Annotated in this window: 14 protein-coding genes; 5 read left to right on the top strand and 9 right to left on the bottom strand. The window is 45.7% G+C overall.

The features are described 5' to 3' along the window. Positions 1-61 precede the first annotated feature (61 nt). The 3 genes from H581_RS0106190 to H581_RS33225 all read left to right on the top strand — a co-directional run bounded on the left by H581_RS0106190 (position 62) and on the right by H581_RS33225 (position 3,036). A complete protein-coding gene (locus tag H581_RS0106190; RefSeq protein WP_245599943.1) occupies positions 62-781 on the top strand; it encodes a response regulator transcription factor in 720 nt (239 codons plus the stop codon). Between the two features lie 4 nt (positions 782-785). Then, complete coding sequence (locus tag H581_RS33230; protein WP_036717933.1) at positions 786-1,823, top strand: sensor histidine kinase; 1,038 nt, start codon at positions 786-788, stop codon at positions 1,821-1,823. A 148-nt stretch (positions 1,824-1,971) separates the two neighbouring features. After that, positions 1,972-3,036: an alpha/beta fold hydrolase gene (locus tag H581_RS33225; protein WP_245599941.1), complete on the top strand. Its 1,065-nt coding sequence runs from the start codon at positions 1,972-1,974 to the stop codon at positions 3,034-3,036. Between the two features lie 86 nt (positions 3,037-3,122). Here the strand turns inward: H581_RS33225 and H581_RS0106175 are convergent, their stop codons facing one another. The 7 genes from H581_RS0106175 to H581_RS0106145 form a co-directional block, all read right to left on the bottom strand. Then, positions 3,123-3,557: an SWIM zinc finger family protein gene (locus H581_RS0106175; RefSeq protein WP_028609252.1), complete on the bottom strand. Its 435-nt coding sequence runs from the start codon at positions 3,555-3,557 to the stop codon at positions 3,123-3,125. A 268-nt stretch (positions 3,558-3,825) separates the two neighbouring features. Next, positions 3,826-5,550: a phosphoenolpyruvate--protein phosphotransferase gene (gene ptsP / locus H581_RS0106170; RefSeq protein ID WP_028609251.1), complete on the bottom strand. Its 1,725-nt coding sequence runs from the start codon at positions 5,548-5,550 to the stop codon at positions 3,826-3,828. A 34-nt stretch (positions 5,551-5,584) separates the two neighbouring features. Continuing rightward, positions 5,585-5,857, bottom strand: coding sequence for an HPr family phosphocarrier protein (locus H581_RS0106165; protein ID WP_028609250.1), 273 nt, complete (start codon positions 5,855-5,857; stop codon positions 5,585-5,587). A gap of 25 nt (positions 5,858-5,882) precedes the next feature. Further along, entirely contained in the window at positions 5,883-6,335 is a 453-nt protein-coding gene (locus H581_RS0106160; RefSeq protein WP_028609249.1) for a PTS sugar transporter subunit IIA, read from the bottom strand. A gap of 1 nt (position 6,336) precedes the next feature. Beyond that, positions 6,337-7,719, bottom strand: a complete 1,383-nt coding sequence (locus tag H581_RS0106155) for a PTS fructose transporter subunit IIC (RefSeq protein WP_028609248.1) — start codon at positions 7,717-7,719, stop codon at positions 6,337-6,339. 20 nt (positions 7,720-7,739) lie between these two features. Beyond that, on the bottom strand, positions 7,740-8,687 hold the full coding sequence (gene pfkB, locus H581_RS0106150; protein ID WP_028609247.1) for a 1-phosphofructokinase: 948 nt from the start codon (positions 8,685-8,687) through the stop codon (positions 7,740-7,742). Then, positions 8,684-9,463 (bottom strand): DeoR/GlpR family DNA-binding transcription regulator, encoded by a 780-nt coding sequence (locus tag H581_RS0106145; protein WP_211231450.1) that lies wholly within the window; start codon positions 9,461-9,463, stop codon positions 8,684-8,686. The genes pfkB and H581_RS0106145 overlap by 4 nt, the downstream gene beginning before the upstream one ends. Before the next feature lie 508 nt (positions 9,464-9,971). On the opposite strand from H581_RS0106145, the gene H581_RS0106140 reads away from it, so the two are divergent. Continuing rightward, positions 9,972-10,322 (top strand): YdeI/OmpD-associated family protein, encoded by a 351-nt coding sequence (locus tag H581_RS0106140; protein ID WP_051250492.1) that lies wholly within the window; start codon positions 9,972-9,974, stop codon positions 10,320-10,322. A gap of 4 nt (positions 10,323-10,326) precedes the next feature. Here the strand turns inward: H581_RS0106140 and H581_RS0106135 are convergent, their stop codons facing one another. Beyond that, entirely contained in the window at positions 10,327-11,157 is an 831-nt protein-coding gene (locus tag H581_RS0106135; RefSeq protein WP_245599938.1) for a helix-turn-helix domain-containing protein, read from the bottom strand. 63 nt (positions 11,158-11,220) lie between these two features. Between H581_RS0106135 and H581_RS0106130 the strand changes: the two genes are divergently transcribed. After that, a complete protein-coding gene (locus H581_RS0106130) occupies positions 11,221-11,649 on the top strand; it encodes a VOC family protein (protein WP_028609243.1) in 429 nt (142 codons plus the stop codon). 522 nt (positions 11,650-12,171) lie between these two features. On the opposite strand, the gene H581_RS37720 is transcribed toward H581_RS0106130, so the two are convergent. Then, positions 12,172-12,333 carry a hypothetical protein gene (locus H581_RS37720; RefSeq protein WP_156889513.1) on the bottom strand — a complete coding sequence of 54 codons (162 nt, stop codon included), beginning with the start codon at positions 12,331-12,333 and terminating at the stop codon, positions 12,172-12,174. Positions 12,334-12,352 lie beyond the last annotated feature (19 nt).

Here is a 12,352-nt window from a genome sequence, read left to right as displayed (position 1 = left end):
GGACAAAAGCGCCGCAGTTTAAGCGGCGTTTTTATTTTAATTTAATCCAATATGCAATAAAATGGATATGGAAGAGGTGATCATAATCCGTATTTTAATTATTGAAGACGAACAGGACCTTCTTAATGCTCTCGCAAAAGGTTTGCGACTGCATGGTTACGCGATAGATACCGCTGAAGATGGACAATCAGGAATAGAACTCGTCACGGTTAACGAATATGATCTCCTAATCTTGGACTTGAATTTACCCGCTATGGATGGCCTTGAAGTTTGCAGAAAGGTGCGTTCACTTCTGCCGCAGCTCCTTATCGTCATGCTGACTGCACGAAGTCAGCCCAATGATAAAATATTCGGTTTGGATCAAGGAGCCGACGATTACATGGTCAAACCCTTTCATTTTGAAGAGCTGCTGGCTAGAATAAGAGCTTTATTCAGGCGGGATATGAGAGGGAGAGATCCCCACTTACGGTATGGGGAATTATTAATGGATACGACTGCAAAGATCGTGTGGTGCGGCACGAGAAGAGTTGAACTTACAAGGAAGGAATATGGAATTTTAGAATATTTGCTGCGTCGGCCAAATGAAACGATATCGGCAGAGCTGCTTTTGGAGCATGTATGGGATATGAACGCAGATCCTTTTTCCTCGACAGTGAGAGTTCATATCAATTCATTGCGAAAAAAACTAAGGAATGCGAAAAACAACGTTTATATTGAAACGGTGATTGGCGAGGGCTATAGACTGGGTAAACCAACGGCTCCCCATTCAATGGAGGAATAGTCGTTTGTTTAATGATTTTAAAGAGTCCGCCTTTCGAACCTTTTACCTCAAAATGGTATTTTGGATCATTGCGATGTTTATTTTGTTATGTATATTCCTTGTCACTTTTATTAATGTGGTTGAGTTTATTTTCGATACAAAAAAAATACTGTTAGTATCGACGATTGGTTTTGTTCTGACTATAGGTATCGGTGTTTTTTGCATGTTCAGCTTCATCCGTATCGCCTTCCGCCCATTGAAGGCAGTTGTCGAGGCCACTTCTTCGATCAATATTGAAACATTAGATACGCGTATGGATTTAAACCAGCCTTATGACGAATTGACTCAATTGGCGCGCTCCTTTAATACTATGCTAGAGCGGATAGAGTCAGCATTTCTTCAGCAAAATCATTTTGTTGCAGATGCGGCGCATGAATTGCGCACGCCTTTGGCCACGATTCGAACTCAAATAGAAGTCATTCAACTAAGCCAGGAAGCAACTATTTCCCAATATCAAGAAACTTTTTCATCCGTGGAAAGAGCTTTGCACCGTCTTGAACAGTTGGTAGCAGATATGCTCATTTTGACAATGGAAAAAAAACAGCCGATCGCAGATCGTATTTCTATTTTACCGGTTGTAGAGGAAGCTTGGGAGGTTGTGAAACATTTGGCCGAAACTAGGCAAGTTTCCTTGTTCATAAAGGGCGACCTCGATATACAAGTTGTTGTCGATGAAGGGTCTATCCTTCGGGTATTTATTAATATGTTGGAAAATGGAATTAGGTATAATCGAGTAGGTGGAGAAATTACCATAGAAATGATAAAGAACTCTAAACAAGTAATAATTCGGATACATGATACTGGAATAGGTATTCAGGAACAGGATAAATGGCGTATATTCGACCGCTTCTTCCGGGTGGATGCTTCACGTTCCCGGCACAAAGGGGGCTCGGGGCTTGGACTGTCCATCGTAAAATACCTTATGGCGTTATACGGAGCAGAAGTATATCTGTTAGAAAGCTCTCCAGACGGGAGCACGTTTATATTGGAATTTCCACTTTGATTCTAGGCGAGGGAATTTGAACTCCCTGTCCGAAGATCACGCCACACAAGCTCTTCTGCGGGTGTAGTCACAGTTTTGATGTCACCCGAGCTGCGCCACGTATGGTAAGATATTTTTGATTATAAATATCACAAGGAAGGTGTTCGATTTGAAGTTGCTCTCTAGAAAGAGAGAATTTGAAATATCAGGAACTGGAATCAGCGCGGTTGAGATATTGAACATTGGCGGAATCGAACAATCCATTTTAATACAAGCCCAGCATATTGACAAACCTGTGCTTTTATTCATACATGGAGGTCCAAGCATGCCGCTGCCGGGTGTAAGCTGTAGAGATCGGGATTATACGGTAGCAACTAGCACTAAGGAACTCATACAACATTATGTACTTGTGTTTTGGGACCAGAGAGGAACTGGGAAGTCATATCACCCAAGCATCCCCAAAGAATCAATAACACTCTCTCAGTTCATTTCTGACGCGGAGGAGCTTGTAGATTATCTCAGGAAACGTTTTAACCAAGATAAAATAGTCATTGCCGCCCATTCGTGGGGAAGCATTATCGGTTTATCTCTAGCAGCAAAAATCCCTGATAAATTGCATGCATACATAGGAATTTCTCAGATCGTAGATTGGCCTGAAAACGATCGGTTATGTCGGGAATGGGCAATAAACGAAGCAAAAAAGAGAGGACACAAAAAAGCTGTTGATGAATTGACTCGCTTAGGAGAACCGCCCTACACCGAAGGCTTCAAACAATGGGGGATGTTAAGAAAGTGGTTAATGAAATATAATTCCATGATCTATAAAGATAAAGAGATTCAACCTCCCAGCCTTTTGGACGCTGTGAAGATTATGCTTCATTCGCCTGATTATACGCTTAAGGACATTTACAATTCATTTTATAAAGGCTTCATATTTTCTTTCACACAACAAATGATCGAAGATTTTTCTACTGTTAACTTTATAAAGTCCGCCAAAAATATCGATATACCCATCCACTTTATTCATGGCCGTAAAGATGTTCATGTCTACGGCAGCCTCGTGCAAACTTACTTTGATCAATTGAATGCGACGAATTCAAAACATTTGTTCTGGGTCGAAAAATCTTCTCATATGTTTCATCCTGACGATGCAAAAGAGATTGAAAATATACTGATAAAACATGTAGGTGCTGCTATAGATCAATATGATGAACCTTCATCCTCCTCGGACTAGTAACAAAGCCATGACGATCGGAATTTTGCTTGATAGAGGAACGAATCATTTTTTTATATTGATTTAAACCCTCTTTATTGTCGACATCAATAAATTTTTAAACAAAGTGCTTGCTCTACTTCCTCGATTTCATTGGAAAAATTGATAATCAGCGTAATCAACTCGTCCTTACTGAGCTTGGACAATTGATCTGCTACGGTCTTTTTAGGAGCAGACTGATTTTTAGGTATAGACTGGACCTTGCTATTACTGAAAAAATCGTCCCTGATTTCCAAAAGAACAGCTGCTGCATGCTTACATATCGGACCTTTATCGTAAGGACAGTCGCACAATGTATAAATCACTTCACCGCGTGAACCAAGCTGAATCTCCACATCGTAGAACTCACTGCCCTCAACTTCAGCATGATAAACCCGCGGCTTGATTTCATTAATGGAAAGGATATGACCGTTTTCTCGATATCCTTCCCCTCGCTCAAGAATAATCGGATCTAAGATATTCTCAATCTGGCTAAGCTTCATTCAATCACCCTTCTTTCTTACCTTTAAATTATCTATCTCAATACTAGCTAGTCGTACTAGAGTCAGGCAATAGCTAAATAAGACCATTCGGGGCTGAGACTACATGGTATCCGTTATAAAACGGAAGGGCTAAACGCCAACTCAAGGATGGGTCACCCTAGAGATGGTTACCCATGCTGGGCGCACAAACAAAAAAACCTGACCCTTTCCGGTCAGGTTTCTCTTAAGGACGAACAATGGCTGAGCAAAGCAATAATCCGCATTACAGTTAAGCTTGAGAAGCCTCTAAAGCTGCCCGAACCTCTGCCGGCGTATCCATATCCAAGATTCTCTCGGCAAGCTCCTGGCAATCACTGCGGTTCAAATTAATAATTTGGCGCTTTATCTTTTGGATGGCGGACGGAGACATGCTCCACTCATGCAGCCCTAAGCCCATTAATAATGGCGCTGCCAATGGATCTCCCGCCATGCTTCCGCACATACCTGTCCATTTGCCGTGACGGTCGGAAGCATCTATGACTTGTTTAATGAGCCGGATGACCGCAGGGTGGAAATAGTCATACAGATAAGACACCTTCTCGTTCATTCGATCCACGGCAAGCGTATATTGGACCAAATCATTCGTGCCTATGCTGAAGAAATCGACTTCTTTGGCAAAACGGTCGGCTTGAAGCGCCGCGGACGGTATTTCAATCATGACGCCGACTTCAATCTTCTCCGCCATCGGGATGTTCTCAAGGCGAAGCTGTTCACGGACTTCCTCGAAAATGCCCTTCGCTTTTCTCCACTCTTCAAGGCCTGAAATCATCGGAAACATCACTTTGAGATTGCCGTAAGCACTAGCCCGCAGAATAGCCCGCAGCTGAGTTACCAGCAAGTTCGGACGATCCAGACACAATCGAATAGCGCGATAACCTAGAAAAGGGTTCAACTCATGAGGAAGCTCCAAATAAGGCAGCTCTTTATCGCCGCCGATGTCGAGCGTCCGGATAATGACGGGACGTCCCTGCATGGCTTCTGCCGCCGATTTGTATGCCTGAAATTGTGTTTCTTCATCCGGCATGCTGCTGCGGCTCATGAACAAAAACTCCGTACGGTATAAACCGACTGCCTCCGCTCCTGTTCCCAGCAGGCCGAGAGCCTCTTCGGGCGTTCCGATATTAGCTGCGATTTCGACCTTAAAGCCGTCTACAGTAACCGCTGCTTTATCCGCATAAGCCAACAATTGTTGGCGGGATTCCTCTTGAAACCGCATCTTCTCACGCATATCCTCAATCGTCTTGGCATCGGGATTCACGATGCAAACGCCGGTAGCTCCATCAATCGCGAGTAAATCGCCATCTTTAATTTGTTCAATGCCGCTTCCCGCTCCCAGAATGGCCGCGATACCTAATGAATTGGCCAAGATAGCCGTATGCGAGGTTTTGCCGCCAATACGGGTAACAAAACCAAGTACGAACTGCTTATCCAATTGAACCGTATCGGACGGGGATAGGTCATCTGCGACGATAATGACTTCTTCCTGAATATCGGATAACTGGCTGCCTTGCCGTCCTCGTACATACATCAACAGCCTGCTGCCCACATCCCGAACATCCGCAGCCCGTTCCCGCATGTATTCACTCGGCATGCTTTCGAATATGCTGGCCGTCTGTGTCGTAATCATTCGGACTGCCGTTTCCGCCGTCCACTTATCGTTATGAATCAATTTCTCCATGGGCGGGAAAAAAGAAGGATCATTCAGCATGCTGACCTGGCCCTTTAGAATGACCGCCTTCTCTTCCCCTAAAATGTCATTCGCCCGCGCGACTAAAGCATCCAAATCGGCTAAACAATGCGCTTTTGCGGTATGAAGCAAGCCCGCTTCCATGTCCGGAGCGTCAGTTTTTTGATCCTTGACATCCTCCAGACGCACAGGCGAATAGACAAACGCTTTTCCTAATTTAATGCCTTCTGAAACCCCTAAGCCTTGAATGTTCAACTCCTGTGACATAGACCCGGGCCTCCTCTCCGTTTTCACGCTGTTGTTATACTTCTCCAAATCCGCCTTCAACCAGCTGTACAAGCGATTCCAACGCTTTCTCTTCATCAGGGCCATCGGCGGAAATCTCAATGACACTTCCTAGCGCAAGTCCGAGCGTCATGAGTCCCAAAATACTTTTGCCGTCCACTTTCACACCTTGATCTTTAACCAAAATGTTTACTTGCGATTGAAACTTTGCCGCCTGCTCCGTAAACAATTGCGCCGGCCGTATATGAAAGCCCGTTGCATTGCGAATGGTCACTTCTTTATTCAACATATGAGTTTCTCTCCATTTCCTTCTTCTATATGGTTTGCAGCAAGCCGATCAATTCCTCTGAATCCTGCACAGCGAACAATTTATTGCGGAAATCCTCGTCAATTAATTTGCGTGATATTGCAATTAATATTTGCAGATGCTCATTGCCGGCCGCCGCCTCCGGCACCGCGATCATAAAGACGACGGAAACGGGCTCTCCATCAAGCGAATCCCAGTCAGTCTGCTTCGCCAGCTTCGCGAAAGCTAAGCCTGGCTTGCTTACGCCTGCGGATTTTCCATGCGGAATAGCGACTCCAAAGCCGATGCCGGTAGAGCCCGTCTTCTCGCGGTTCATGACTGCTTCAAGGTAGGCCGACTTATCGGTAACGCAGCCGGATAGCGCTAACGCGTCCACCATGGCCTGCATGCATTCCGTTTTATCCGAAATTTCCAAAGGAATTAGGATCGATTGTTTGTTAAGCAGTTCGCTTACGTTCATATTAAACCCCTCCTGCTAATTCTTGTTTCACTGGTTTTTTCAAAATGGTAAGCATCAACGCGGTCACGACGGTTCCGATTATGATAGCCAATGCGTACAACCATATTGGATTGACTAGCCACACTACGAAGATTCCGCCGTGCGGCGCCCTAAGCGTCGCACCAAAGACCATAGATAAAGCTCCTGTTACGGCCGAACCAACCATAATAGACGGGATGACGCGGAATGGATCACTTGCAGCAAAAGGAATCGCTCCCTCCGTGATGAAGGAAATTCCTAGAACGGCAGCTGATTTTCCGCCATCTCTTTCCTCCTGCGTGAATTTCTTCGGTGCTAGCAGAGTTGCTAGCCACAAACCAAGCGGAGGCGTCATTCCCGCTGCCATAACCGCTGCCATTGGGCCAAACTGATTGCTTGCCAGAAGCCCTACCGCAAATGTATACGCCGCTTTGTTGACCGGACCGCCCATATCGAAGGCCATCATCGCGCCAAGCAGCAATCCAAGCAGAATAGCATTTGTAGTACCAAGCGATTTTAACCACTCCGTCAAGCTGTCCATAATAAATTTTACGGGTTCCCCGATCACAAATACCATGAGCAAGCCTGTAATCGCTGTCGCAATTAACGGGATCAATAGAATTGGCTTCAGGCCTTCCAGGTTTCTAGGCAGTTTTATCGTATTTTTCAACCATTTAGCCAAGTAACCTGCAAGAAAACCGGCCGCGATACCGCCGATAAAGCCCGCGCCTATTTGGGAAGCCAACATGCCTCCGACCAATCCCGGCGCCAGCCCTGGCTTCTCAGCAATAGAGAAGGCGATGAAGCCGGCAAGGATAGGAACCATAAGCGCGAAAGCGGCTCCATTGCCAATTCTCATCAAAGCGTCAGGCAACGATCCTTCTACTTTAAAAGCATCGTATCCGAACATGAATGAAATCGCAATCAGCAATCCTCCCGCGATAACTAGCGGCAGCATAGCCGAAACGCCGGTCATAAGGTGCTTATATGGGCCGGTCCGCGCTGAACTGCGCTCCGCTTTGGATTTATTTACTTGCTTCAGATAATCGGTTGGGTCAGAAGCCTGCATATTTAACGCTTGATCAATCAATCCTTTAGGGTCCTTGATCGCCTGGGCAACACGAACCTTTACGACCGGCTTTCCTTGAAAGCGGGATTCCAGAACATCCGTATCTGCCGCAATGATGACAGCATGAGCTTCAGCGATTTCCTGTTCCGTGATCTCATTTTCAACGCCAACCGCGCCGCGGGTTTCGACCTTCAGCTCGATTTGTTTATCCTTTGCCGCTTTCACAAGTGATTCCGCAGCCATGTAAGTGTGCGCGACGCCGGTCGGACAAGCAGTGACCGCAATAATTTTCTTCATTATTTTCCCCTCCTGATTGTTTATACTTCGATTATTAATCGGAAAATATCGACAAGTTTCAACTTATCCTGCACCTCGTCAAGCGTACAAACCTCTGTTCCGGACTTGGAAGCGGTGACGGTCCCTGCCGCTGAAGTCCACCTTGCCATATCTTCGAGAGACTTGCCTTGCACGAAGCTATATGCCATTGCGGCTACCATGGAATCCCCCGCACCTACCGTACTCAAAGGGGTGATCGGAAACGGCTTGGCGCGAATCGCTTCCCGTTCGCTGACGAGAATGGATCCCTCGCCTCCCATGGACACCATGACATAGGAAATTCCTTTGCGGATCAGCTGTTGCGCTGCAGATACGATTTGCTCGTCCGTCGTGAACGTTGTACCAAACAAGGCTTCCAGTTCATGAATGTTCGGCTTCAAAGCAAACGGCACCGCCTCAATTCCCCGCGCTAGAGCTTCCCCGTCAGCATCCAGAATGGTTCGGACTCCCTTGCGGTTTGCCAGTTCAATCAGCCTCCGGTAATAATCAACCGGCGTACCCGGAGGCAAGCTTCCTCCTAGAACAACAAGCGATGCTTCGCTAAGGCTCGACTCGAAGCGTTCAACGAATTCCTCCAGCAGCGCCTCGCTTGGCGAGAAGCCGGCTTCATTCAATTCCGTCGTTTGCTTGGTCCGCTCATCCACCACCTTCAAGTTGGTGCGGGTTTCTCCTTCCGCCTCTATCAGATATGAAGAGATACCTTGCTCGCGAAGCTTCTCCAAAATAACTTTTCCTTCATGTCCCGCTTGAAAACCGAGCGCTTTGACAGGTACCGAAAACCGCTGCAAAACCTTCGCGACATTTATGCCTTTGCCGCCCGCATCCGTTCTGATGGTCTTTATGCGATTCAATTCGCCGAATGAAAAATTTTCCACCGTCACGGTTTTGTCTACAGCGGGATTTAAGGTTACCGTTTGGATGGTATTCATTGTTCCAATCTCCTTACCACTGTTACTTTTATTCCTTCTGCTTCCATCGCTCTAACCGCTTGTGCCGGTAACTCGTCATCGACGATGCAATGATGAATGTCCGATAACTCGGCAACCTTAGCAAACGATACCTTCCCGAATTTGCTGTGATCCGTTACTAGTATGACTTGTTTGGCAGATTGAATCATTCGCCGTTTCGTTTCCGCCTCTGTCAGGTTTGGCGTTGTAAGTCCGCCGTCCGGGTCAATACCGTTAATGGCCAGAAACAGCTTATCGACACGAATGGAATCAATCGCGCGATCCGCAATCGGACCAACCATCGCCTGCGTTTCATAACGCAAGGTTCCGCCGGTAAGAAGCAAATCAAGATCCTTCAATTGATTGAGCTCCTGCGCGATCATGTTCGAATTTGTGACCACGGATAATTTCTGAAAATTTCTCAAATGTTTGGCCATAAAATACGTCGTTGTTCCCGAGTCCAGAAAAATCGTATCCCCTTCCTCAATAAAGGACAAAGCTTTCTGTGCGACTCCTTCCTTCTGAAGGCGGTAGCGGTCTTCTTTTTCCACAAATGAGGGCTCCGCGCTATCTTGTTGGAGCAAGACCGCGCCGCCATGGGTTCTGCGAAGCAGCTTGGCTTCTTCCAATTCCCTTAAATCCCTGCGCACCGTTGATTCAGAAACTTGAAAACGGTCCGCAAGCTCGGGCACTAACGCTCTGCCATGGCTCTGTATATATTCAACGATCTTCCGCTTTCGCTCTTCTTCAAACAGCATGTGTGTTACACCTCTTTCCTTGATGCCCATTTGCGAATAAATTTATCCTATTCTTGCTCATGTATGACTATTTGTTCTTATTTATGATTATATATGCTCATTTAGGAATTGTAAAGCGGTTTCATTTAGAATTTCATTCATATATGAGCACAAACATGATTAAGCGGCGAGTATAAATTCCCCTATTTACATGAAATCTAATCTACAGAAGTTTTTTTCAGCGCCTGCCTTATCGCAGCATCTCAAGGTGTAATCATATATCCTGACTTTTTTTATTCACATGTGAGCGATGCAACCTGCCAGCGTACTGTTTCAAAGTTTCTCTCCAGGAGAATGAGCGCACAAGGAATCGCATCCACTTTCATGCGAGAACTCTTTATAAGGGATAGAGTCTCTTCATCAATCTCAATATTGGTTCTGCGTTTTTTTGTAATACGGCTCTGATTCTTGTTGATAAAATAAGATCAAGAAAGACAAATGGAAGTCAAATTTTTGGGAGGGATATTAGATGGGAACGCCCAATCCATTAGGATTCATCGATTTTTCCAATCCTGCCACGTGGGAGTCATGGCTTGAGCGCAATTATAATCAACAAGAAGAGATTTGGCTTCGAATCGCCAAAAAAGGGGCCGGCATGATATCAATTACCATTTCAGAAGCTCTTGATGTCGCTCTTTGTTACGGCTGGATCGATAGTCATCGCAAGACCTTCGACCAGCATTACTACTTGCAGCGGTATTCTCCGAGACGGTCGAAGAGCTCTTGGTCCATGGCCAACCTGAATAAAGCAGAGAAATTAATGGAAACCGGAAGGATGAAGGAACACGGTTATGCGCAAATTCGTTTAGCGAACACCTAACATTCTATTTTTGTGAATGGATGCTCAGTTCTTTCTTATATTGCAACGGCGTTTTGCCTAGCACGCGTTTGAAGTCCGTAATGAAGTGTTGCTGGCTGCTGTATCCCATATCGTAGGCCAGATCGGCCCAATCCGTATTGTCGTTGTCACGGATACATTTCGCTGCTCTCAGCAACTTATTCCTTTGGAGCTGCCACTTGATGCCAATTCCGACGTATTCCTGAAAAAGTTGCTGTAGCCACCGTTCGCTTTTACCGAACCATTCTGCAATATCACTAACGGTCTGCAGGTCGTCAGTCTCGATCGCATCTATGATTTTGTTAATGATCCCTATGTTCGGGTCATATTGCGGATTGTGGGCTTGAATGAGGTCAGCAAGAACGCCGACCGCTTCATCGTCTTCTAAGGAAAGCGTGTCTTCAATGAATGACTGATCCGCCTCGGCAAAAACGAGTTGCAAAGAAATCGTTTGATTGTGCAAGCCTGCCATCGTTCCACGCCATATAGTGCGAAACGCACCAGGCAGAAATCGAGCACCGATAATTCTGCCGTTGTCGACCGCCTCGTAATCACGTCTGTCCCGGAAGGAACATTGGATGCCCGATTCTTGCTTGGACATGTATACGTCGACATAGGGGCGGTGCATGACTTGCTCAGAAGTATAGGGTTGCCCAGTCGCTCTATTCCAGCTGATGGTCCAAAAATGATGAATGAAAGATTGCAGGTTGTCAGGCGGCAAGTAAGTTTCAAAGAGAATATTGCGCTGGAAGCCGGCAGGATCCAAGTGCCCTTCAGGTTTATAGATGGTTGCGGATTTTTTTAATCCATTTCTCACGATCATCACCTGCCATTATTCAAGAAATTATAACAATCCAACAATAAAAGGAGAATGGTAAGAATGTTACACACACCAAAATTACGCGGCATGGCAAATGTGAGTTTCTGGGCTGAGGACGTCAGGGTCGCCAGAGAGTGGTATACGAAGATTTTTGATATGGAGCCTTATTTCCAACGCCCCGATCCCGAGAATCCTGCTTACATCGAGTATAGAATCGGAGACTTCCAACACGAAATCGGCATTATCGATAAAAAATACATGCCCAAAGCAGCCAGTTCAATTGGGAATGGAGGAGCAATCCTGTACTGGCATACGGATGATGTCTCCGGCATGCTGGACAAACTGACAGGATTAGGAGCCATCGTGTATGAACCGATTACAGAGCGTGGAATTGACTGGATTACCGCATCTGTAGTGGATCCTTTCGGAAACATCATCGGCTTAATCCATAGTCCGCACTATAAGGAAATTTGGAACTCACTCCAATAATGAAAGGCGCAAGAGCAACGTTGGTATCTTCCCCCGTAAGATGACGCCATGATCGACCAACTTTTAATAGTTATGTACGTCTAATATACCATGCTAGATTAGATTCTGTAAGCAAACCCTCAGTACCAGTCATTAGAGAAGGAATTCTTCTATAAAAAGCAAAAACCCCAACCTCTTGCGGTTGGGGTTCTACATATTGGTGGAGGCGAGGGGCTTCGTCTCTCTCGAAATACAGAAAATTAGCGTTATAGTTTTAGTATACCCAATACTTAAAATGATATACATAATCCCCAACCTGTTCATAAGGTCAGGGATATCGTTTAGGTATGACTAATTCCTCTACACGTCCATCGTCGTAAATCTTCAATCTCAGCACCCGGCCATCTTTTACTTTATAAGTGTAGAGTACGCATTCGTAGTTTTGGCCGATCCGTCCGTGTGGCTTGTCGAACGTGCCGTACTTGCTGTAGTAGGCTATGGCTTCGTCGTGTGACTTGAATTGTGGGAGTGGCTTCTTACGCATTAGTCCTCGTCATCTTCAACTTCTTTAAAGGCTGTTATTGTCCATCCGTCTTCGCGTTTCTTAATCGTAATATCTGTATATCCTTTATCAATGAACGATTCGACCTTCGCTGAAACTTTGTAATCATATGACGTTCCGTCTTCTCTACTAATGAGCTTCATTTACCTTCCACCTCTTCTG

Source organism: Paenibacillus harenae DSM 16969 (assembly GCF_000422465.1).
Taxonomy (GTDB): domain Bacteria; phylum Bacillota; class Bacilli; order Paenibacillales; family Paenibacillaceae; genus Pristimantibacillus; species Pristimantibacillus harenae.
Note: the sequence above shows the minus strand (reverse complement) of the source record. Positions and strands in the feature narration are given on the sequence as shown.

What these genes read in the sequence shown, in the direction of transcription:
- H581_RS0106175 (WP_028609252.1), bottom strand. Translation starts at nt 3,557, where the DNA reads ATGAAGCTTAGCCAGATTGAGAATATCTTAGATCCGATTATTCTTGAG.
- ptsP (WP_028609251.1), bottom strand. Translation starts at nt 5,550, where the DNA reads ATGTCACAGGAGTTGAACATTCAAGGCTTAGGGGTTTCAGAAGGCATT.
- H581_RS0106160 (WP_028609249.1), bottom strand. Translation starts at nt 6,335, where the DNA reads ATGAACGTAAGCGAACTGCTTAACAAACAATCGATCCTAATTCCTTTG.
- pfkB (WP_028609247.1), bottom strand. Translation starts at nt 8,687, where the DNA reads ATGAATACCATCCAAACGGTAACCTTAAATCCCGCTGTAGACAAAACC.
- H581_RS0106140 (WP_051250492.1), top strand. Translation starts at nt 9,972, where the DNA reads ATGGGAACGCCCAATCCATTAGGATTCATCGATTTTTCCAATCCTGCC.
- H581_RS0106190 (WP_245599943.1), top strand. Translation starts at nt 62, where the DNA reads ATGGATATGGAAGAGGTGATCATAATCCGTATTTTAATTATTGAAGAC.
- H581_RS37720 (WP_156889513.1), bottom strand. Translation starts at nt 12,333, where the DNA reads ATGAAGCTCATTAGTAGAGAAGACGGAACGTCATATGATTACAAAGTT.
- H581_RS0106155 (WP_028609248.1), bottom strand. Translation starts at nt 7,719, where the DNA reads ATGAAGAAAATTATTGCGGTCACTGCTTGTCCGACCGGCGTCGCGCAC.
- H581_RS0106145 (WP_211231450.1), bottom strand. Translation starts at nt 9,463, where the DNA reads ATGCTGTTTGAAGAAGAGCGAAAGCGGAAGATCGTTGAATATATACAG.
- H581_RS0106165 (WP_028609250.1), bottom strand. Translation starts at nt 5,857, where the DNA reads ATGTTGAATAAAGAAGTGACCATTCGCAATGCAACGGGCTTTCATATA.
- H581_RS0106130 (WP_028609243.1), top strand. Translation starts at nt 11,221, where the DNA reads ATGTTACACACACCAAAATTACGCGGCATGGCAAATGTGAGTTTCTGG.